The 19,260-nt window shown below is 59.9% G+C and carries 24 protein-coding genes; 11 read left to right on the forward strand and 13 right to left on the reverse strand.

All coding sequences use genetic code 11. From position 1 onward, the window contains the following. Positions 1-24: 24 nt before the first annotated feature. Entirely contained in the window at positions 25-780 is a 756-nt protein-coding gene (locus ACA054_RS22370) for a spermidine synthase (RefSeq protein ID WP_497686209.1), read from the reverse strand. A gap of 159 nt (positions 781-939) precedes the next feature. Here ACA054_RS22370 and ACA054_RS22375 point away from each other — a divergent pair, with 159 nt between their 5' ends. Next, the gene (locus tag ACA054_RS22375; protein ID WP_110749138.1) at positions 940-2,286 is read left to right on the forward strand and encodes a class II 3-deoxy-7-phosphoheptulonate synthase; all 1,347 of its coding nucleotides are present in this window, start codon (positions 940-942) and stop codon (positions 2,284-2,286) included. 104 nt (positions 2,287-2,390) lie between these two features. Here the strand turns inward: ACA054_RS22375 and ACA054_RS22380 are convergent, their stop codons facing one another. From ACA054_RS22380 to ACA054_RS22390, 3 genes are all read right to left on the reverse strand, one after another. Beyond that, positions 2,391-3,620, reverse strand: a complete 1,230-nt coding sequence (locus tag ACA054_RS22380; protein WP_497686210.1) for a winged helix-turn-helix domain-containing protein — start codon at positions 3,618-3,620, stop codon at positions 2,391-2,393. Positions 3,621-3,687: 67 nt separating this feature from the next. Beyond that, positions 3,688-4,080, reverse strand: a complete 393-nt coding sequence (locus ACA054_RS22385) for a DUF1127 domain-containing protein (protein WP_497686211.1) — start codon at positions 4,078-4,080, stop codon at positions 3,688-3,690. Positions 4,081-4,092: 12 nt separating this feature from the next. Further along, positions 4,093-4,314, reverse strand: coding sequence for a DUF1127 domain-containing protein (locus ACA054_RS22390; RefSeq protein WP_497686212.1), 222 nt, complete (start codon positions 4,312-4,314; stop codon positions 4,093-4,095). A gap of 95 nt (positions 4,315-4,409) precedes the next feature. On the opposite strand from ACA054_RS22390, the gene ACA054_RS22395 reads away from it, so the two are divergent. After that, positions 4,410-5,264: a LysR substrate-binding domain-containing protein gene (locus tag ACA054_RS22395; protein WP_497635737.1), complete on the forward strand. Its 855-nt coding sequence runs from the start codon at positions 4,410-4,412 to the stop codon at positions 5,262-5,264. Here ACA054_RS22395 and ACA054_RS22400 read toward each other — a convergent pair. Further along, positions 5,254-6,003 (reverse strand): sulfite exporter TauE/SafE family protein, encoded by a 750-nt coding sequence (locus tag ACA054_RS22400; protein WP_497686213.1) that lies wholly within the window; start codon positions 6,001-6,003, stop codon positions 5,254-5,256. The two genes, ACA054_RS22395 and ACA054_RS22400, sit on opposite strands and share 11 nt — an antisense overlap. 112 nt (positions 6,004-6,115) lie before the next feature. Here ACA054_RS22400 and ACA054_RS22405 point away from each other — a divergent pair, with 112 nt between their 5' ends. The 4 genes from ACA054_RS22405 (at position 6,116) to ACA054_RS22420 (ending at position 9,425) form a co-directional block, all read left to right on the forward strand. Continuing rightward, the gene (locus tag ACA054_RS22405) at positions 6,116-7,072 is read left to right on the forward strand and encodes a LysR family transcriptional regulator (protein ID WP_497686214.1); all 957 of its coding nucleotides are present in this window, start codon (positions 6,116-6,118) and stop codon (positions 7,070-7,072) included. Positions 7,073-7,140: 68 nt separating this feature from the next. Beyond that, entirely contained in the window at positions 7,141-7,602 is a 462-nt protein-coding gene (locus ACA054_RS22410; protein WP_497686215.1) for a MarR family winged helix-turn-helix transcriptional regulator, read from the forward strand. 358 nt (positions 7,603-7,960) lie between these two features. Next, positions 7,961-8,380, forward strand: a complete 420-nt coding sequence (locus ACA054_RS22415; protein WP_497686216.1) for an organic hydroperoxide resistance protein — start codon at positions 7,961-7,963, stop codon at positions 8,378-8,380. A 34-nt stretch (positions 8,381-8,414) separates the two neighbouring features. After that, a complete protein-coding gene (locus ACA054_RS22420) occupies positions 8,415-9,425 on the forward strand; it encodes an alpha/beta hydrolase (RefSeq protein ID WP_497686217.1) in 1,011 nt (336 codons plus the stop codon). 128 nt (positions 9,426-9,553) lie between these two features. On the opposite strand, the gene ACA054_RS22425 is transcribed toward ACA054_RS22420, so the two are convergent. Continuing rightward, complete coding sequence (locus tag ACA054_RS22425) at positions 9,554-10,123, reverse strand: elongation factor P (protein ID WP_100940667.1); 570 nt, start codon at positions 10,121-10,123, stop codon at positions 9,554-9,556. Positions 10,124-10,171: 48 nt separating this feature from the next. Continuing rightward, positions 10,172-11,314: an elongation factor P maturation arginine rhamnosyltransferase EarP gene (gene earP / locus ACA054_RS22430; RefSeq protein WP_497686218.1), complete on the reverse strand. Its 1,143-nt coding sequence runs from the start codon at positions 11,312-11,314 to the stop codon at positions 10,172-10,174. Between the two features lie 124 nt (positions 11,315-11,438). Between earP and ACA054_RS22435 the strand changes: the two genes are divergently transcribed. Both ACA054_RS22435 and ACA054_RS22440 read left to right on the forward strand, forming a co-directional pair. Then, positions 11,439-11,849: a hypothetical protein gene (locus tag ACA054_RS22435; protein WP_497686219.1), complete on the forward strand. Its 411-nt coding sequence runs from the start codon at positions 11,439-11,441 to the stop codon at positions 11,847-11,849. A 2-nt stretch (positions 11,850-11,851) separates the two neighbouring features. Beyond that, positions 11,852-12,334 carry a GreA/GreB family elongation factor gene (locus ACA054_RS22440; protein WP_497686220.1) on the forward strand — a complete coding sequence of 161 codons (483 nt, stop codon included), beginning with the start codon at positions 11,852-11,854 and terminating at the stop codon, positions 12,332-12,334. A 33-nt stretch (positions 12,335-12,367) separates the two neighbouring features. Here ACA054_RS22440 and cysB read toward each other — a convergent pair whose 3' ends face one another. The 5 genes from cysB to ACA054_RS22465 form a co-directional block, all read right to left on the reverse strand. Beyond that, positions 12,368-13,342, reverse strand: a complete 975-nt coding sequence (gene cysB / locus ACA054_RS22445) for an HTH-type transcriptional regulator CysB (protein WP_497686221.1) — start codon at positions 13,340-13,342, stop codon at positions 12,368-12,370. A gap of 112 nt (positions 13,343-13,454) precedes the next feature. Continuing rightward, the gene (locus ACA054_RS22450) at positions 13,455-13,958 is read right to left on the reverse strand and encodes a universal stress protein (RefSeq protein WP_110749159.1); all 504 of its coding nucleotides are present in this window, start codon (positions 13,956-13,958) and stop codon (positions 13,455-13,457) included. A 94-nt stretch (positions 13,959-14,052) separates the two neighbouring features. Further along, entirely contained in the window at positions 14,053-14,958 is a 906-nt protein-coding gene (locus ACA054_RS22455; protein WP_497635747.1) for a 5'-nucleotidase, read from the reverse strand. Positions 14,959-14,983: 25 nt separating this feature from the next. Further along, a complete protein-coding gene (locus ACA054_RS22460; RefSeq protein ID WP_497686222.1) occupies positions 14,984-15,940 on the reverse strand; it encodes a putative 2-dehydropantoate 2-reductase in 957 nt (318 codons plus the stop codon). Further along, complete coding sequence (locus ACA054_RS22465; protein ID WP_497686223.1) at positions 15,937-16,323, reverse strand: thioredoxin family protein; 387 nt, start codon at positions 16,321-16,323, stop codon at positions 15,937-15,939. The genes ACA054_RS22460 and ACA054_RS22465 overlap by 4 nt, the downstream gene beginning before the upstream one ends. Between ACA054_RS22465 and ACA054_RS22470 the strand changes: the two genes are divergently transcribed. Continuing rightward, a complete protein-coding gene (locus ACA054_RS22470) occupies positions 16,322-16,765 on the forward strand; it encodes a PilZ domain-containing protein (protein ID WP_497686224.1) in 444 nt (147 codons plus the stop codon). The genes ACA054_RS22465 and ACA054_RS22470 overlap by 2 nt on opposite strands. Before the next feature lie 127 nt (positions 16,766-16,892). Then, positions 16,893-17,969 (forward strand): 3-deoxy-7-phosphoheptulonate synthase, encoded by a 1,077-nt coding sequence (locus ACA054_RS22475; RefSeq protein ID WP_497686225.1) that lies wholly within the window; start codon positions 16,893-16,895, stop codon positions 17,967-17,969. 72 nt (positions 17,970-18,041) lie between these two features. Here the strand turns inward: ACA054_RS22475 and ACA054_RS22480 are convergent, their stop codons facing one another. Further along, positions 18,042-18,329: a GNAT family N-acetyltransferase gene (locus ACA054_RS22480; RefSeq protein ID WP_020800382.1), complete on the reverse strand. Its 288-nt coding sequence runs from the start codon at positions 18,327-18,329 to the stop codon at positions 18,042-18,044. A 638-nt stretch (positions 18,330-18,967) separates the two neighbouring features. Here ACA054_RS22480 and oprI point away from each other — a divergent pair. Further along, positions 18,968-19,219 (forward strand): outer membrane lipoprotei OprI, encoded by a 252-nt coding sequence (gene oprI / locus ACA054_RS22485; RefSeq protein WP_003183784.1) that lies wholly within the window; start codon positions 18,968-18,970, stop codon positions 19,217-19,219. The last annotated feature ends 41 nt before the right edge of the window (positions 19,220-19,260 follow it).

Consider the following 19,260-nt stretch of genomic DNA (forward strand, 5'->3'; position numbering starts at 1 on the left):
AAGAGGCCCTGAAGAACAGCCACTTCATGTCGCCGGGCGAATCGCCTTGATCAACGACTGCAACGAATACCCCAACCGCGGCGCCAACGCTTCGGCCCGGCCGGCCAGGCCTTCCATGTCCAGCACCTGATCCAGTTCGGAAGGCACGATCAGGATCACGTTGCCCTCCTTCACCGGCAGCTCCCAGTAATGCCGATGATAAAGCCCGCGCAGCAACGCGGCACCCAGTGGCTTGCCATCGTCGGTGGCCCATTGGTTGATCACCAGCCAGCCTCCCGGATTCAGGCGCTTCTGGCAATTTTCCAGGAACGACCAGGCCAGATGCCCGACACCCGGACCGACGTCGGTATACAGGTCGACGAAAATCAGGTCCGCCGGCTCGGCGCTGTCGAGCAGCTCCAGTGCATCGCCCACCCGGATATACAGGCGTGGATCATCGTCCAGCCCCAGGTATTCGATGGCCAGGCGCGGCACATCCGGGCGCAGCTCGATGGCTTCGACATCTTCCAGTGGCAGGAACTTGAGGCAGGCCTGGGTCAGCGTACCGGCGCCAAGCCCCAGGAACAGCGCGCTTTCCGGCTGTTCATGGCACAGCGCGCCAATCAGCATCGCCCGGGTATAGTCGTACTCGAGCCAGCTCGGATCGGCCGTGAACACGCAACTTTGCTCGATGGCATCACCGAATTCGAGAAAACGGTAATCGGCCACTTCCAGCACGCGAATCACGCCAAATTCGTCCTGCACCTCGGCGAGCAGATGCTCGACGCGCTCCTCAGTCATTTCGTCTCCTGATCGTTGCCGGGCCTTCTTGGGCAAACAGCAACGCGATAAACCGCAGCGGAAGCGGCAAAGGCGCGATTGTCCGCGAAGCGACGGGAACAGGTCACGCACTAATTGCTGATAACATGGACGTCCGAGCGTAAAACACTAGAGATCATGATGAGCCAACCCTGGAGCCCTGACAGCTGGCGCGCCCTGCCGATCCAGCAACAACCCCAATACCCCGACGCGGCGCATCTGCAGCACGTCGAGCAGACCCTGGCCAGCTACCCGCCACTGGTGTTTGCCGGGGAAGCCCGGGAATTGCGCCGTCAGTTTGCCGAAGTGACCCAAGGGCGAGCGTTTTTGCTGCAGGGCGGCGACTGCGCCGAAAGTTTCGCCGAGTTTTCCGCCGCGAAAATCCGCGACACCTTCAAGGTGCTGCTGCAAATGGCCATTGTCATGACGTTCGCGGCCGGTTGCCCGGTGGTCAAGGTCGGGCGCATGGCCGGACAGTTCGCCAAACCGCGCTCGGCCAACGACGAGACCATCGACGGCGTGACACTGCCGGCCTACCGTGGCGATATCGTCAACGGCATCGGTTTCGATGAAAAAAGCCGTGTACCGGACCCGGAACGCCTGCTGCAGTCGTACCACCAGTCCACCGCCACCCTGAACCTGCTGCGCGCCTTCGCCCAGGGCGGGTTTGCCGACCTGCACCAGGTACACAAGTGGAACCTCGATTTCATCGCCAATTCGGCCCTGGCGGAAAAGTACAGCCACCTGGCCGACCGCATCGATGAGACCCTGGCGTTCATGCGCGCCTGTGGCATGGACAGCTCGCCGCAACTGCGCGAAACCAGTTTCTTCACCGCCCACGAAGCGCTGCTGCTCAATTATGAGGAAGCCTTTGTCCGCCGCGACAGCCTGACCAACGACTATTACGACTGTTCGGCGCACATGCTGTGGATCGGCGACCGCACCCGTCAGCTCGACGGCGCGCATGTCGAATTCCTGCGCGGGGTGAACAATCCGATCGGGGTCAAGGTCGGCCCAAGCATGAACCCCGAAGACCTGATCCGCCTGATCGATGTGCTCAACCCCGACAACGATCCGGGTCGCCTGAACCTGATCGCACGGATGGGCGCGAACAAGGTCGGCGATCATTTGCCACAGCTGATCCGCGCCGTGCAGCGAGAAGGCCGGCAAGTGCTCTGGAGTTCCGATCCGATGCACGGCAACACCATCAAGGCCAGTAGCGGCTACAAGACCCGCGACTTCGCGCAGATCCTTGGCGAAGTGAAACAGTTCTTCCAGGTTCACGAAGCTGAAGGCAGTTATGCCGGCGGCATCCACATCGAGATGACCGGGCAGAACGTCACCGAGTGCATCGGCGGTGCGCGGCCGATTACCGAGGACGGCTTGTCGGATCGCTACCACACCCATTGCGACCCGCGAATGAATGCCGATCAGTCGCTGGAACTGGCGTTTTTGATTGCCGAGACGTTGAAGCAGGTTCGGCGTTAAATAGCGCTGAATTCTTCGCGAGCAGGCTCGCTCCCACAGTAAACCGAGTTGCCCTGTAGGACACGGTCCACCGTGGGAGCGAGCCTGCTCGCGAAGGGGTCGCCTCAGGCACCATCAATACTGGCCAATGCCACCCTCAACCTTGCCGCACTCGCCCGCGGGCAATTCAACTGGACCCGCGCCAACCCCAGCCAATCCGCCATCTGCCGCAGATTAAGCGCCAACGCCAGCATCCCCTCGTCATCCAGCCCCGAGGCTTCCTCATGCACCGCATGCACCGCCAGCCGCCCTGCAGCCCGCTCAGCACGCAGGTCGACCCGCGCGGCAATCCGTTCATTGTGCAAAAACGGCAGGACGTAATAGCCATAGACCCGCTTCCCCGGCGGCGTGTAGATCTCCAGCCGGTAGCGAAAATCGAACAGGCGCTCGGTACGGCTTCGTTCCCAGATCAGCGAATCGAACGGTGAAAGCAACGCGCTAGCCTCGACCTTGCGCCGCACCTTCGGCTCAGACAGGCAATAGGCAGGTTGCCGCCAGCCCTCGACTTCGCAGCAGAGCAACTCGCCGGCCTCAACCAACTCCGCCAGACGCGGACGACTGTCCGTGGGGCTCAAACGAAAATAGTCACGCAGATCTTTCTCGGTGCCAACGCCCAAGGCCGCTGCGGCATGCCGTATCAGCCCGCGCTGGGCCTCTGGCTCGCTGAGCAGCGGTTGCGCCAGAATCGCCGAAGGAATGACCCGCTCCGGCAGGTCATAGAGCCGTTCGAAGCCTCGCCTGCCGGCCACTGTCACTTCACCGGCGGCAAACAGCCATTCCAGCGCATGCTTTTCCGCGCTCCAGTCCCACCAGGGCCCTGCCCGTTCCTGGCGAGTCGACAGGCTGCCGGCGCCCAACGCGCCCCGCTCTTGAACGCAGGCCAGCACCCGCTGAACCGTGTCCTGCTGCTCACGGCCGAAACGCGCCAGCTGCTGATAAATGTCTTCGCCACGGCTTGCCCGCCGCATGCGCCAGCGCATCAATGGGTACATCGACAAGGGCAGCAAGGACGCTTCATGCCCCCAGTATTCGAACAAGGTACGGTGTCGCCCCTGGCTCCAGGCAGCCTGGTCGAGCAAGTCGGCTGAATAATGGCCAAGCCGGGAAAACAGCGGCAGGTAGTGCGAACGCACCAGCGCATTGACCGAGTCGATCTGCAAAATGCCCAGGCGTTCGATCAATCGGTTGATCCCGGCAGGCTTGACTGCCACTGGCGACTGGCGCCCTGCAAAACCTTGGGCGACCAGCGCCAGACGTCTGGCTTGTTTCAGGGAAAAACACAGGGAAGCAGGCATCTGGCGACTCATCGGCAAGGCTCTTCCCACCTTAGCGGCAGGTGCGAAAAACGCCAATGCACAGGCCTCATCGCTTGAGTGGATCATCCCAGAACGGGCGAGATGACTCCCAGCGGACCTCGGCTCGACTCAAGCCAATATCGCGCAAGCAATCATCGCTCAATCGCGCCAGCTGGGTACGATCCCTGCTCAGTTGGCGCCAGCGCTGCACTTGCGTAATCGCCGCCCATACTGGCTGTTTGAGCCTGTGCAGTGCATGTCTCGTGCCCCTCCCTTCAATGTCTATCCCTTCAATGTCTCGTCGATCCATGACACCACTCCTCAATGTTGGGGAGAGGATCTTCAGCCAGTGCAGAAACAGGCTCCAGTAAAGCTCTATGACCATCTGTTTCGGGCCCGCGCCTACCCCATCAGCCCGGGCTTTGGCCGGGATGATGGGGTAGTGACAGGACATTTCCATGGGTCGTCGTGCCTACTTTCCATTGCCCATCGGGTCTTGCCAGAAATGCAGATCAGCTTCGTGCGCGACATCGGCACGACTCAAGCCGATGTCCTTCAACGCTTCATCACTCATGCTCGCCAGCATTTCGCGCTCACGGTGCAGTTCGTACCAGCGACTGACCTTGTGCAACAGATCGGATATCAGGTGAACCGAATGTTGTTCAGTGCCGTGAATTTCATGTTGACCTTTCATCTTGTTGCCCTCCGTTTGGATGGCTCAAGTCTCTGCCCAGGGCTAAGATCAATCCAACGAATGTTTCTGATGGTAACCATCTCGGAGATTGATGAATGTCGGCCTACCCGAGTATCGATACCGAAGTGCTGCGCACCTTCGTCGCCATCGCCGACCAGGGTGGTTTCACCCGGGCCGGTGAATTGGTCCATCGCACCCAATCAGCCGTCAGCATGCAGATGAAGCGGCTGGAAGAAGATGTGCTGCAGCGCCAATTGTTCCAGCGTGACGGACGTCAGGTGCGGCTCACGGCCGAAGGCCAGGTACTGCTGGGTTATGCGCGGCGAATCCTCAAGCTGCACAGCGAGGTGTTCAACACCCTGCGCGAGCCGCACATGATCGGCACCGTGCGCATCGGCACCCCGGACGACTACGTGATGCGTTTTCTGCCAGGGATCCTGCGGCAGTTTGCCCAGTCCTACCCGCTGATCCAGATCGAAGTGCATTGTGAATCATCAAAACAATTGCTGATGCGCCAGGACCTGGACCTGTCCATCGTCACCCGCGAGCCGGGCAGCGAAATCGGCCAGTTGTTGCGCAAGGAACGTTTTGTCTGGGCCGAGGCGCAATGCTACAGCGCCCACGAGCAGACGCCGTTGCCGCTGGCGATGTTCAACAGTGATTGCTTCTGCCGGATGTGGGCCTGCAACGCCCTCGATGCCCAAGGGCGCGATTATCGTGTGGCGTATAACAGCGACAGCCTGTCGGCAATCATGGCGGTGGTCAGCGCCGGTCTGGCTATCACCGCGCAACTCGAAAGCCTGATCACCGCGGACATGCGCATCCTCGGTGAAGCCGAGGACCTGCCGGTGCTGCCCGAGGCCAGCATCATGCTGGTGCGCAACCTGCATAATCCGTCACCGATCACCGAGTGCCTGGCTGAGCATATCGTCGAAGGCTTCAAGCTTTAAACGCAAGCATCACCGCACAGCACAGCAGAAAGCCGCAAAACAAGGCGCGCAGCAGGCGTTCCGGCAGGCTGTGAGCGATCTTCACGCCCCAACTGATACTCATCAGCCCGCCGATCGCCAGTGGCACACCGATCATCCAGTTCACCTGGTGATGCACCCCATAGGTGACCAGCGTGACGCCGGTGCTCGGCAATGCCAATGCCAGGGACAGGCCTTGGGCAACCACCTGGGTGGTGCCGAACACGCTGGTCAACACCGGTGTCGCCACCACTGCCCCGCCCACGCCAAACAAACCGCCCATGGTGCCGGATGCGGCACCGAGCACGCCCAGCCATGGCCATGAATGGTTCATCTGCGCCGAAGCAGGTGCGCTGGCGAGGAACATGCGCACCAGGTTGTAGGCGCAAAGCGCAATCAGGAACGCAACAAAACCGATCCGCATGGTTTGCGCATCGACACCCACTGCCCATATCGATCCGAGCCATGCGAAGCAAAATCCCATCGAGGCCAGCGGCAGCGCGTGACGCAACTCGATCCTGTTGCGCTGGTGGTAGCGCCACAGCGCCAGCATCACGTTCGGCACCACCATCACCAATGCCGTACCTTGGGCAATCTGCTGATCGAGACCGCACAACACGCCCAGCAACGGAATGGCGATCAACCCCCCGCCGATGCCAAACAGGCCGCCGAGGGTTCCCAGGGCCGCGCCGAAAACCAGATACATCACAAACTCAATCACCGCGTATCTCTCCCAAACGTCAGGCGATCCATCCTACGCAACTGGTTCTGGCGTGGAAACGCACAGCAACGCACAATGGCTATGCCAATCTCGCACAAGCATCGAGCCACACATGAATCCCAACCAACTGACCGAGCAACTGGGCCTGTTTCTCGACGTGCTGGAAACCGGCAGTTTTTCCGCCGCGTCACGCCGTCATCCACTGACTCCCTCGGCAGTGGCGCGGCGCATAGACAGCCTGGAAGGGGCCGTCGGCAGCCAGTTGTTCATTCGCAGCACCCATGCGGTGCGCGCGACGCCGGCGGGGCTGGCGTTTGCCGAACGCGCGCGCAGGATCGTCGCCGAATTGCGCCTGGCCCGGGCCGAAGCGGTGTCCCTGAGCAGTGCTCCGGAAGGCCTGATTCGTATCGATGCGCCGGCCGCGTTCGGACGGCGCCATCTGGCACCGGTGATTGCCGACTTTCTGTTGCTCTATCCCGGCCTCGACGTGCAATTGCAGCTGATCGACAGCTTTGTCGACATGCAGGGCTTGAACCTGGGCAAGGTCGATCTGGTGTTGCGCGCCGGGCAATTGGCCGATACCCGGTTGGTGGCTACGCCACTGGCGAGCATGGTGCGCATCGCCTGCGCCAGCCCCGACTACTTGCAGCGCCGCGGTGTGCCGAATGATCCGGCGCAGCTGGTCGAACATGACGGCCTGGACTGGGCCGGCCTGGCCCCTCCGTTCGCCTGGCGTTTCGAAAAGGACGGCCGGATGCAACTGCATCGGCCGTCGCGCGTGCGCATGAGCGCCAACAATGCCGAAGCCCTGGTCTGCGGCGCACTGGCCGGTCTGGGCATCGCCCACTTGCCGACCTGGCTGGCCAGCGAGTACCTGTTACGCGGCGAATTGCTGCCCTTGTTCTGCGAAAACGGCCTGCCGAATCCGGAAAGCACCGGGATCTATGCCTTGCGCCTGCAGCAGCAACCCAATTCCCGCAGTCGCCTGCTGCTGGAATACCTGAAAACCCGTTTCAGCCCCATTCCGCCATGGGACCTGGTGTTGCAAAACCATTTGGGTCGGCACTAGTCCAGAATTGTCTGGCGCGTTAAAGATTTGCCCGCTAGATTCTAAAGATCACTGATCAAGGCTACGAAATGACCACCAAGCGCGACACCCCGGACAACTGCGACGACCTGCTGCTGGACAATCAGGCCTGCTTTGCCTTGCATTCCACTTCGCTGATGTTGACCAAGGTCTACAAACCCTTGCTGCAAGCGTTGGGTCTGACCTATCCGCAATACCTGGCGATGATGGTTCTGTGGGAAAAGGACGGTTTGACCGTAGGTGAAATCAGCGCGCGCCTGTTGACCGATCCCGGCTCGCTCACGCCGCTGCTCAAGCGCCTGGAGGCTGAAGGCGTGCTCAGCCGCACCCGCAGTCGTGAGGACGAGCGCGTGGTGATCGTCGAACTCACCGAACAGGGCCGCGCCTTGCGCGACAAGGCCCGCGACATTCCTCAGTGCATCCTCGGCGCCAGCGGGATGACGCTGGAGCGACTGCAGAAACTGCAAGCGGAGCTGCAGGAACTGCGACGTCATCTGCAAGAAAGCCTCTAATTTTCTAACCACCGAAAATCCCCATGTGGGAGCGAGCCTGCTCGCGATTGCGGTGTCACATTCAACATCTGAGTTGACTGACACACTGCAATCGCGAGCAGGCTCGCTCCCACAGTTGTTTTGCGCTCGTGCTGGAAAATCAGCTATGCGGCAAAAAAAATCTTCCCGCTGAAAAATCCCGCCTCGACAGCTCTAAATCGCAACTTACAGCCACATCCATCAAGACAGAACTTCCGCAGCGTGCACTTTTTCAGAAATATATCTTGCGAACTAAATATTAGCGCGATACATTCATTTCGCACTTACTTAGCGCGCAAACATTTAGCGCAAACAACAAAACTCGAACGAGGCTTTCACCATGCAAACTCTCTACACCGCAATCGCAACTTCCACCGGTGGCCGTGACGGTCGGGCGATTTCCAGCGACAACATTCTCGACGTCAAACTCGCCACCCCGAAAGAACTCGGCGGTGCTGGCGGCGCGGCAACCAACCCGGAGCAACTGTTCGCCGCCGGCTACTCCGCCTGCTTCATCGGCGCACTGAAATTCGTCGCCAGCCAGACCAAGCGCAAGATCCCCGACGACGCTTCGATCACCGCCCACGTCGGCATCGGCCAGATCCCTGGCGGCTTCGGGCTGGACATCGACCTGCACATCAGCCTGCCGGGCCTTGAACAAGCCGATGCACAAACACTGGTCGAGGCTGCCCACCAGGTTTGCCCGTACTCCAACGCCACCCGTGGCAACGTCGATGTGCGCTTGCACGTGACCGTCTAACTGCCGACCTATCAGGCCCGAACAGGAAATGAACATGAACGCTTTCAGCAAAGTCTTGACCGGTAGTCTTCTCGCCCTGTCCGTCCACAGTGCATTAGCCGGTGATGTCGAACACAACACCCAGGCATTCCTCGACGTGCTGAATGCCGGCACCGGCAAGCCGATGGAGCAGATGACGCCTGCCGAGGCCCGCGCCGTGCTGGTGGGCGCGCAGGCCGGGGTGAAGCTGACGCTGCCAAAAGCCGATGTCAGCCAGAAGACCATCCAGGTCGATGGCCAACCGCTGGAACTGACCATCGTCAGACCGGCCGGGGTCAAGGGCGAGCTGCCGGTGTTCATGTTCTTCCACGGCGGTGGCTGGGTGCTGGGGGACTTCCCGACCCACGAGCGGCTGGTTCGCGACCTGGTTGCCGGTTCCGGCGCAGCAGCGGTATTCGTCAACTACACGCCGTCACCGGAAGCGCACTACCCGGTGGCGATCAACCAGGCATACGCCGCGACCCGGTGGGTGGCCGAGCACGGTAAAGAGATAAATGTCGATGGCAAGCGCCTGGCGGTGGCTGGCAACAGCGTCGGTGGCAACATGGCGGCCGTCGTTGCACTGATGGCCAAGGACAAGGGCACTCCGGCGATCAGGTTCCAGGTGTTGCTGTGGCCGGTGACCGATGCCAACTTCGAAACAGCGTCCTACAACGAGTTCGCCGAGGGGCACTTCCTCAGCAAAAACATGATGAAGTGGTTTTGGGACAACTACACCACCGACGCCAAGCAGCGTAACGAAATCTACGCTTCGCCGTTGCGGGCCACCCCCGCTCAGTTGAAGGGGCTGCCACCGGCCCTTGTGCAAACGGCGGGTGCCGACGTGCTGCGCGATGAAGGTGAAGCCTATGCCCGCAAACTCGACGAGGCCGGTGTGGCGGTGACCTCGGTGCGCTATAACGGCATGATCCACGACTACGGCTTGCTCAACGTGGTGAGCCAGGTGTCGGCGGTGCGTTCGGCGATGTTGCAGGCGTCGCAAGAACTCAAGGAACAGCTGAAATAAAGCAAAAGATCGCAGCCTGCGGCAGCTCCTACACCGATCTTGTAGGAGCTGCCGCAGGCTGCGATCTTTTGATCTTGCACAAAAAAGCCCGACTCAATGGTCGGGCTTTTTCATTCCTCAAGCAGTGCTTATTTAGCACGGCCTTTGTAGGAACCGCCTTCGCGGGTATCGATCTCGATCATGTCGCCGATTTCGATGAAGTCAGCAACCGACAGCTCGGTACCGTTCTTCAGTTTGGCAGGCTTCATCACCTTGCCGGAAGTGTCGCCGCGAGCGGAACCTTCGGTGTAGTCAACCTGACGCACGATGGTGGTCGGCAGCTCTACGGAAACCAGACGATCTTCGAAGAACACGGCTTCGCAAACATCGGTCATGCCTTCTTCAACGAAAGGCAGAACGGCTTCGATGTCTTCAGCGTTCAGCTCATACATGGTGTAGTCGGAGGTGTCCATGAAGGTGTAGCTGTCGCCGCTGATGAAGGACAGGGTCGCTTCTTTGCGGTCAAGGATCACGTCGTCCAGCTTGTCGTCGGCGCTGTAAACGATCTCGGTCTTGTAACCGGTCAGCAGGTTTTTCAGCTTGGTCTTCATGATCGCGCTGTTACGGCCCGACTTGGTGAATTCAGCTTTCTGAACCAACCATGGATCGTTTTCGAGACGGATCACGGTACCGGGTTTGAGTTCTTTACCAGTTTTCATTGCGAATATCCGAATTTGGATGGGATTTACAAAAATCTAGGCCGCGTATCATATCCAATTTACATAAAACTGTACCAGCGCCGCGGCAAGATCGGTCTGCAAGGCCTGTTCCAGACACCACGTCTCGGCGTGTTTTTCCAGCTGCGGCCAGTGTTTGCGGGTAGATTGCCAGTGGTCGGTCATTGTCTCACCGGCATTCCAGGTCCGCCAGAGACCGCTGATCGCCTCGCCAGCCGCAGGCGAAAGGTCCTTGACGTATAGCGCGAGGAAGGCTTCGAGCTTGTCCAGATGGACATCTTCCTCCTGCTGGTAGATGTGCCACAGCATCGGCCGACCCGCCCATTGCGCGCGGACAAAGGAATCTTCGCCGCGTACGGCGTTGAAATCACAGCACCACAGCAACTGGTCATACTGGTCCTGTCGGACGAACGGCAATACCTGCACGGTCAAGGCATCACGCACATGCAGCGCCCCCACCTGCAGATCCTGCACCCCCAGCCAACGCTCGACGTCGCCCAGGATCCGCCCTTGCGGCACCAGCAGATGAGTGGGCGTCGAGTCGCTGGCCAATGTGTCCAGCCAACTGGCCAACCCGGCATTTTCGTAGGCAAACAGCGAAATCAATAGCGCACCCGGCGCGCGGTCAACCTCCAGGCCTTGCAGGAAGGTTCGCTGCGCCTCGGGGCTCTGCTGAAACTGCCGACGCCGTTCGAGCAATCCGCTTTCACGCAGCAGGCCGCCCGTATCTTTGTGGAAGCCAGGGAAGAAAAAGTGCTTCTGTACGTGTTTGTATTTTACCGACGGCAAACCGTGGCAGCCGATCACCCAGTCCTCGGCGCTCAAGTAGTCGAGGTTCATCCACAGCGGCGTTTTTTCCCGCAGCGCCATGGCGTCCATGTAGGCGCCTGGCAACTGACAGGCGAATGCGGCGATCACCACATCGGCCGCCTCGACCGGCTGCCAGTCGGCCGACCATTGGCACACTTCCACACCCTGCTGCCATTGCCGGCCAGCGTGAATGTCGATCTGCGGACACAGGCGCTCGAAGGCACGCAGATCGTCGACCCACAAACGCACCGCCACCCCATGCTCGGCCACCAGTTGCCGCGACAACCGCCAGGTCACGCCGATGTCGCCAAAGTTGTCGACCACGGTGCAAAAAATATCCCAGCGGGTTTTCATATCAGGCATTCCAGGCTCCCGTTGGCAAAGGTACCAATTGTCCGCATAAATCAGCCCGCGCAGAAGAGCCGACGACGATTAATCTTCGTGCGACAATCGTCACTCGCCCGCGACCCCTCGCCAGGAGGCAACCATGCCCTACCGCCCTACTCCGCGCCGATCCATTGCGATTCACCTGAACGCCCTGCAACTGACCGGCAGCATCGCCCTCGGCATGTGGCTGGGTTTCATCGCCATTGCGTTGACCGGCTGGCTGGTGTCCCGGCTGTTTTTCAGCGAACAACTGGCACCGGTCGCAGCAGCGGTGGAGCAACTGGCCAAACCGCCGGTGGTGACGCGACCGGTGCCGGACATTCCCGCACAGAGCCCGTTGTTCGAGCAGTATGAAGAAAACCTGCGCAAGAACGAGCAGGCGCAACGACTCGATCAGGCGCGCGGCAGCAACCGCAACCTGTCGAACCCCCGATGCCAGTTCTGGTTGCAACAGGACCAGACGGCACCGAGTGAAAAAAGCCGCGCCAATGTCCTGCAATTCTGCGATTGATCATGAATAAGCACACTGTCCACCAACTGATTCTCGACAAGCTGCGGGTCGATCTCGACATCGCCGAACGCGCCGCGCAAACCGCGTACGAAACCGCGACCCACGAAGAAAACATCGCCGAAAACAAGTACGACACACTGGGCCTGGAGGCGTCTTATCTGGCCGCCGGGCAGGCCAGGCGGGTCGAAGAGATTCGCCAGTCACTGGCGCTTTGCCAGAACCTGGCACTGCGTCCGTATGACGAGCAACGGGGTATCGAGATAGGTGCCCTGCTCGGCCTGGAAGACGAAAAGGGCCGTGAGCAATGGCTGTTTCTGGCGCCGGATGCGGCGGGCCTGAAGGTTGATCTGGTGGGGCAACTGATCACCGTCATCACCCCGCGCTCACCGCTGGGCAAAAGCCTGCTGGGCAAGTTCGCCGGCGACGAGGTGGAGATTCTGGTGGCGGGCGCTCGGCAACTGTTTGCTGTCACCGAGGTGGTTTGACCGGCTGTCCTGTCTGCCCGGCAGGATGCTCTATCAGTGAACGGGCAGCTCGACGCCGTCGAACAGCTCTTCCAGCTCCTGCTTGTTGTGGCACTGGATGGCCTTGGCCATGACTTCGCGAGTCAGGTGCGGGGCGAACTTCTCGATGAAGTCGCACATGAAACCCCGCAGGAAGGTGCCGCGACGGAAACCGATCTTGGTCACGCTGGATTCGAACAACTCGCTGGCATCGAGCACCACCAGGTCGTTGTCGAGTTTGGTATCGACCGCCATTTTCGCCACGATGCCCACACCCAGGCCCAGGCGCACGTAGGTCTTGATCACGTCGGCATCAGCGGCGGTGAACACCACCTTGGGCGTCAGGCCGCGGTGGCTGAAGGCTTCGTCGAGCTTGGAACGGCCGGTGAAACCGAACACATAGGTCACGATCGGGTATTCAGCCAGGGCTTCGAGGGATAACTTCGAGAGCTTGGTCAGCGGGTGTCCCTGGGGCACGACCACACAGCGATTCCAGCGATAGCAAGGCATCATCACCAGGTCGCCGAACAGCTCGAGGGCTTCAGTGGCAATGGCGAAATCCACGGTGCCATCAGCGGCCATCTCGGCAATCTGCATGGGCGATCCCTGGTGCATGTGCAGGGCAACATCCGGATACTGCTTGATGAAATTGCTGATCACCGGCGGCAATGCGTAGCGAGCCTGGGTGTGGGTGGTGGCGATCGACAGGGTGCCTTTCTTCTCGTTGGAGAATTCCTGGGCGATCTGCTTGATGCTTTCGACCTTGCGCAGGATCTCGCCAGCGGTGGTGATGATGCGCTCACCGGCCGGGGTTACGCGGGTCAGGTGCTTGCCGCTGCGGGCGAATACTTCGACGCCCAATTCGTCTTCCAGCAAACGGATCTGCTTGCTGATGCCCGGCTGAGAGGTGTAGAGACTTTGGGCTGTAGCGGAAACGTTGAGGTCGTGGTGCGCCACTTCCCAGATGTAGCGCAGTTGTTGGAGCTTCATATGAATCCCTCAAAGCAGGTAGACGCCACGGGCATCAGCGACGGTATATAACTATATTAATGGTTTGAAGAATAAATCTAGAACTTTTTATCAAAATGCCATTATTCGTGTTCTAGCGATCCCCTTGGCGACGACGTTGCACCAGCGGCACCAGGTAGACCGGTACCTTGGCCAGTTGCAACACCCGTGCTGCGGTCCGGCCCAAAGGCGTTTCCGCACCGGCACCATGGCTGTGACTCCCTACGATCAGTAAATCCACCGAGAGTTTCTGCGCCTGGTCGAGTATCACCTGCGACGGATCACCCTGCAGCACCCGTACCGCCTTGATCCGCTCAAGGTCCTGCTCCCCCTCGTCACCCAGCTCTTCACGAAAATTGTCGAGCACTCGCTGCTCGATGCTGGCAATCACCGTGTTAAGACCCTGGCTGTGAAATTCGTTCAACGCCTGCTCGTCGAGATAACTCTGCAGCACCGATTCGGCAAACAGCCCCATGGGCTCGACGGCGTGCACCACATACAGGTCGGCATTGAATGTTCGCGCCAATTCCAGAGCGTGCTGCATCACCACAGGTGCGTACAGCCCGAGGTCAGTGGCATACAGCATCGAACGAATCATATGACCTCCTCGCGTGCCAACATGGCGGAGATTGATTCAGCTTAGCAGTGCCTTGGCGAGTACGACGTCCGGCGTAACACGTTGAACGGCGGGCTTAAACCTTTTGCTCGTTGCTTATGCCATGTGGCACATGGCCGGTGGCGACCACTTCGCGGGCCAACTCGCAATGGCCGGCCTGATCGTCGAAAAACACGTCAGCGGCAAAGGCTTCAAGAAAGGCCGACTTGGTCAGGCCCCCGAGGAACAGCGATTCATCCAGGCGAATATCCCACTCGCGCAACGTGCGGATCACCCGCTCATGGGCCGGCGCCGAGCGCGCCGTGACCAGTGCCGTGCGAATCGGACAAGCGTCATCCGGGAATTCGCGCTGCAGCAGATTGAGGGCGGCGAGGAAGCCCTTGAACGGCCCACCGCGCAGGGGCTCGCGGGCCGCTTCGCGCTCGCTGGCCTGAAACGCTTCCAGGCCACCGGCCTGATAGACGCGTTCGGACTCGTCGGAAAACAGCACGGCATCACCGTCAAAGGCAATGCGCAGTTCATCGCTGGCGGCACGGCTGGCGCCACCGGACAGAATGGTCGCCGCGGCGAACCCGGCGTCCAGCGCACTGCGCACGTCTTCGGCGTGGGTCGAAAGAAACAGATCGCAGCCAAAGGCCTTGAGGTACGGATACGGACTGCGCCCGCCGACAAACGCCGCACGGGAAATCGCCAGTCCATAGTGGTGGATCGAGTTGAACACGCGCAGGCCGGTGTCGGCGCTGTTGCGCGACACCAGGATCACCTCGACCCGGGCGCGGCCGAGGTGGGCATTGAGGCTCAGGAGTTTGTGCACCAGCGGGAAGGCGTCACCGGGTTCGAGGATTTCGTCTTCGTGTTCAATCTGATATTGCCGGTAAGCCTCGACGCCACTCGACAGATAGACCTTGTGGCTTTCACTCAGGTCGAACAACGCTCGCGAAGAAATCGCCAGCACCAGCTTGTCGTCTATGGACTTTGGCATCCCCTTCCCCCTCCGATTGATCGACTCAGGTATTACGCCGATCGATAAAACTCAAACTGCGATACATCGCCTCGATGCGTGGCAACTCACAGCCGACGGCCTTCGCCGCGGCCAGTGGCCGGGCGTAGATGGCCTCCAGTTCCAGGGGCCGCTTGTGCAGAAAATCGTGGTACATGCTCGGCCAGTAGTCGGGCATTCTCTGCGTCACCTGCAAAAGTTGCTCGGCATAGCCGGCGGGCACGTCGTGACCGCAGGCGTTTGCGCCCTGGATCACTTCGGCCATCAGCGACCTGATCAGCTCACGACTGTCGGCATCGGCCATCAGCGGCGTGGTACTCGCTCCGAGCAGCACGGACAGGCCGTTATACGGAATATTCCAGACCAGTTTCTGCCAGCGCGCCTGGTGCAGGTTCGCCATGGCCTGGGCCTCGATGCCAGCCGCACGGAACAGCCCGACACCCTCCTCGACAATCGCGGCACGCGAAGGCTCATCGGACGCCGGCCCACTGTGATAGCCGACATGCACCGCCCCCAGCGCCTGATGGGTAATGACACCCGGGCCCTGGCGATGGACGCAGATATAGCAAAGTCCCCCCAGCACATGCAGCGCGTCGGGCAGCAGTTCACGCAGGCTGTCTTCGACATCCAGGCCATTTTGCAACAGCAACACCCTGGCATTCGGTGCGGCGGCTTGCACAATGGCGGGCGCGAGATCGCTGTTACTGGTGGTTTTTGCGCCTACCAGCAGCCAGTCGCAGGGTGGCATGTCTTCGGCCGCTGAATAGGCCTTTACCGAATTCAGCGTCAGCGCACCATGAACCGCGCTGTGGAGTTGCAGCCCGCGCTCGGCCACCGCGCTAAACTCGCTGCGCAACAGAAAATGCACATCGAAGCCGGCCTGTGCCAGCATCATCCCGTAGAACCCGCCGATTGCACCGGTCCCGATAATTCCGATTGTCGGTTTGGCAACTGCACCCGTCATGGCAACTCCTCTGCTGTTCGACTCAGCGCCCGCCCCAAGGCGGCGTTGAGCTCGGCGCCGGTCAGGCGCGATTTTAGTGCCCCGTAGAATTCGCCGTCGCGTACGACGAACAGCGCCGGCAAGTGAAAGACCTGATAGCGCTCGACCACCCCGCCATTGTTGCCGGCATCGATCCAGCACAGTCGATCGACATCCAGATCGAGCGCAGGTAACTGCTCGCGGGCAAAGCGACAACTGGCGCAACCGACACTGGTGAAAATCACCAGCGATACGCCGCTCATTGCCAACAGCCGTTGGTCGGCGTCGAAATCGGTCAGTTCCAATTCGACCACTATACTGGGGGAAACAATGTCAGATGGCCGACACATGGAGTCCGTGCTCATGGGACGTTTTCTTCCTCATCCTGACGATATACCTGTCGAGTTGACGTTGCTCAAACCTGAGTGCATTTCAAGGCAACAGCTGCACACTATCAGCCTCGGGGGCATGGCTTGCAATTATCACCGCGCCTGGCGCCACGGTACGGCGCTGGAGGTGCGCATGCCGAGCCTGAACCCGGACATGCGCTTCCTGGGCTACGTGGCCTGGTGCCTGCGACGCAAGCGAGGCTACCTGGTGGGCATTGCCTTCGTCGACGAACAGACGCTGTTCAGTGCCCGGATGGGTGAGCAGGTGTGCCAGATCGAGCGCTACTGCCGCCAGCATGATGCCCACAACGACCTGCAGGATATCCAGGCCCTGGCCCTTGAATGGGTCCAGCAACATGCCGACGAGTTCTCCCATGACAAGGTCCACCAGGCATTTGCACAGGCAGTGCTGGATTAAACCGGGCCAGCCCATTGTCGAGCCACGGTGTAACGCGCTAAGGTTCGGCTCCCCGACGCGCTTAATTTGCTGTGCTCCGCCGCGCGGGTTCGCTGGCGGCCGGCACCCGTGACCTGACGAGTAAACGATGGCTGATTTACCGATCAACGACCTAAACGTCGCCTCCAACGAGACGCTGATCACTCCCGACCAGCTCAAGCGTGATATCCCCCTGAGCGATGCCGCCCTGCGCACCGTCACCAAGGGCCGCGAAGTCATTCGCAACATTCTGGATGGCACCGACCATCGCCTGTTCGTGGTCATCGGGCCTTGCTCGATCCACGACATCAAGGCGGCCCACGAGTACGCCGAGCGCCTGAAGGTTCTCGCGGCGGAAGTGTCCGATACCCTGTATCTGGTCATGCGCGTGTATTTCGAGAAGCCACGCACCACCGTTGGCTGGAAAGGCTTGATCAACGACCCGTACCTGGACGACTCGTTCAAGATTCAGGACGGCCTGCATATCGGCCGCCAGTTGTTGCTGGACCTGGCCGAAATGGGCCTGCCGACCGCTACCGAGGCGCTCGACCCGATCTCCCCGCAATACCTGCAGGACCTGATCAGCTGGTCGGCCATCGGCGCGCGCACCACCGAATCCCAGACTCACCGTGAAATGGCCTCCGGCCTGTCTTCGGCCGTCGGCTTCAAGAACGGTACCGATGGCGGCCTGACCGTAGCGATCAACGCCCTGCAATCGGTTTCCAGCCCGCACCGCTTCCTGGGCATCAACCAGGAAGGTGGCGTGTCGATCGTCACCACCAAGGGCAATGCCTACGGTCACGTCGTATTGCGCGGCGGCAACGGCAAGCCGAACTACGATTCGGTCAGCGTCGCCCTCTGCGAGCAGGCGCTGAACAAAGCGAAGATCAAGCCCAACATCATGGTCGATTGCAGCCACGCCAACTCCAACAAGGACCCGGCCCTGCAACCGCTGGTGATGGAGAACGTCGCCAACCAGATCCTCGAAGGCAATCAGTCGATCATCGGCCTGATGGTCGAAAGCCACCTGAACTGGGGCGCCCAGGCTATCCCGAAAGATCTCGCCGACCTGCAATACGGCGTGTCGATCACCGATGCCTGCATCGACTGGACGGCCACCGAAAACACCTTGCGCAGCATGCATGCCAAGCTCAAGGATGTACTGCCAAAACGCGAGCGCACCTGATCAGCGTTTTCCGCAGACAAAAAAAAGCCGGGCTGAGCCCGGCGTTTTTTTATGCTTCGGTTTTGTCGAGGGTCACTGGCTCAGCTTGGCAGCATGGCGCTGGTGACGCTCCATGTAGCGCTCGACGTAAGAGCACGAGGGAATGACGGTATAGCCCATTTCCTCGGCGTACTGCAGAGCCTGTTCGGTCAGGGCCGCGGCGATGCCGCGACCGCGCAATGCATTGGGCACAAACGTGCGATAGATATCCAGGGTCTGTTTCCCCAGATCCATATAGGTCAGGTAGGCACGATGACCGTCCACATTGGTCTCGAATTGATGACCAGCCTGGTCATGGTGGATGGACAACGCCTCGCTCATCACTACTCCTCGCGGGTCTGGGATTCTGACCCCTACCTTACCGATGTTTTTCCGGCGAAGGAACAACTACGCCACCCCGTGCCTGAATCGACACCGAGAAGAACCACACCGATCTCGCGCAATCGAGCACGTACAAATAGTAGGCGCCATTGGCAGAAATGCTCAAGGTTCGCTCGTCATCGTGCTGGTCGGCAGGTGCGGCTGTGGATAACGCAGGAACAGCTCGACCGGAGGTCTTGCAGCGGTCGGTAGCCTGAACATTGCCGGATGTTGAGACATAAGACGAGCACCCCTCGTTAAAGTCACCTGAACATGGAGAAAGATATGAGAGACGCCGCGCAAATTCCGAACAAAAGTGTAGACGAATCCATCTAGACGGACTTTAGCCAAGACGGGGAAAAGAGCTTTGAGCTTGGGGAACTTTTCCTTGGCGGCTCGCTCAAAACGGGCCTTGTAGCTGGATATTTTTTATACAACGCAGTTAAAAGTTGCTCGAAAAAGAATCAACGCCTACAATTTTTTTTGCTTCTTGCTTCACGTCAGTTTACTTACGACAAGTAATGGGTAGTATGTACGCCGGCTATTTCCTCACTCGGAGGAGACAGCCACTTAATAGAAAGTCCTTGAAGGGGAACACGATGAACAACGTTCTGAAATTCTCTGCTCTGGCTCTGGCCGCAGTTCTGGCTACCGGTTGCAGCAGCGCATCGAAAGAAACCGAAGCACGTCTGACCGCTACTGAAGACGCAGCAGCTCGCTCCCAGGCTCGTGCAGACGAAGCTTACCGTAAAGCTGATGAAGCTCTGGCTGCTGCTCAAAAAGCACAACAGACTGCTGACGAAGCTAACGAGCGTGCTCTGCGCATGCTGGAAAAAGCTAGCCGCAAGTAATAGTCCTTCGGGATTATTATCAAGCCGACCCATTTTTTGGG

It is taken from the genome of Pseudomonas sp. LBUM1653 (assembly GCF_059716115.1).

Bases quoted from the DNA above. Each gene is read 5' to 3' on its own strand.
- ACA054_RS22410 (WP_497686215.1), top strand. From the start codon at position 7,141: ATGACCACCAAGCGCGACACCCCGGACAACTGCGACGACCTGCTGCTG.
- ACA054_RS22385 (WP_497686211.1), bottom strand. From the start codon at position 4,080: ATGGAAATGTCCTGTCACTACCCCATCATCCCGGCCAAAGCCCGGGCT.
- ACA054_RS22465 (WP_497686223.1), bottom strand. From the start codon at position 16,323: ATGAGCACGGACTCCATGTGTCGGCCATCTGACATTGTTTCCCCCAGT.
- ACA054_RS22405 (WP_497686214.1), top strand. From the start codon at position 6,116: ATGAATCCCAACCAACTGACCGAGCAACTGGGCCTGTTTCTCGACGTG.
- ACA054_RS22395 (WP_497635737.1), top strand. From the start codon at position 4,410: ATGTCGGCCTACCCGAGTATCGATACCGAAGTGCTGCGCACCTTCGTC.
- earP (WP_497686218.1), bottom strand. From the start codon at position 11,314: ATGCCTGATATGAAAACCCGCTGGGATATTTTTTGCACCGTGGTCGAC.
- ACA054_RS22390 (WP_497686212.1), bottom strand. From the start codon at position 4,314: ATGAAAGGTCAACATGAAATTCACGGCACTGAACAACATTCGGTTCAC.
- ACA054_RS22455 (WP_497635747.1), bottom strand. From the start codon at position 14,958: ATGCCAAAGTCCATAGACGACAAGCTGGTGCTGGCGATTTCTTCGCGA.
- ACA054_RS22425 (WP_100940667.1), bottom strand. From the start codon at position 10,123: ATGAAAACTGGTAAAGAACTCAAACCCGGTACCGTGATCCGTCTCGAA.
- ACA054_RS22380 (WP_497686210.1), bottom strand. From the start codon at position 3,620: ATGCCTGCTTCCCTGTGTTTTTCCCTGAAACAAGCCAGACGTCTGGCG.
- ACA054_RS22450 (WP_110749159.1), bottom strand. From the start codon at position 13,958: ATGATTCGTTCGATGCTGTATGCCACTGACCTCGGGCTGTACGCACCT.
- ACA054_RS22460 (WP_497686222.1), bottom strand. From the start codon at position 15,940: ATGACGGGTGCAGTTGCCAAACCGACAATCGGAATTATCGGGACCGGT.
- ACA054_RS22475 (WP_497686225.1), top strand. From the start codon at position 16,893: ATGGCTGATTTACCGATCAACGACCTAAACGTCGCCTCCAACGAGACG.
- ACA054_RS22435 (WP_497686219.1), top strand. From the start codon at position 11,439: ATGCCCTACCGCCCTACTCCGCGCCGATCCATTGCGATTCACCTGAAC.
- ACA054_RS22375 (WP_110749138.1), top strand. From the start codon at position 940: ATGAGCCAACCCTGGAGCCCTGACAGCTGGCGCGCCCTGCCGATCCAG.
- oprI (WP_003183784.1), top strand. From the start codon at position 18,968: ATGAACAACGTTCTGAAATTCTCTGCTCTGGCTCTGGCCGCAGTTCTG.
- ACA054_RS22470 (WP_497686224.1), top strand. From the start codon at position 16,322: ATGGGACGTTTTCTTCCTCATCCTGACGATATACCTGTCGAGTTGACG.
- cysB (WP_497686221.1), bottom strand. From the start codon at position 13,342: ATGAAGCTCCAACAACTGCGCTACATCTGGGAAGTGGCGCACCACGAC.
- ACA054_RS22480 (WP_020800382.1), bottom strand. From the start codon at position 18,329: ATGAGCGAGGCGTTGTCCATCCACCATGACCAGGCTGGTCATCAATTC.
- ACA054_RS22420 (WP_497686217.1), top strand. From the start codon at position 8,415: ATGAACGCTTTCAGCAAAGTCTTGACCGGTAGTCTTCTCGCCCTGTCC.
- ACA054_RS22440 (WP_497686220.1), top strand. From the start codon at position 11,852: ATGAATAAGCACACTGTCCACCAACTGATTCTCGACAAGCTGCGGGTC.
- ACA054_RS22415 (WP_497686216.1), top strand. From the start codon at position 7,961: ATGCAAACTCTCTACACCGCAATCGCAACTTCCACCGGTGGCCGTGAC.
- ACA054_RS22370 (WP_497686209.1), bottom strand. From the start codon at position 780: ATGACTGAGGAGCGCGTCGAGCATCTGCTCGCCGAGGTGCAGGACGAA.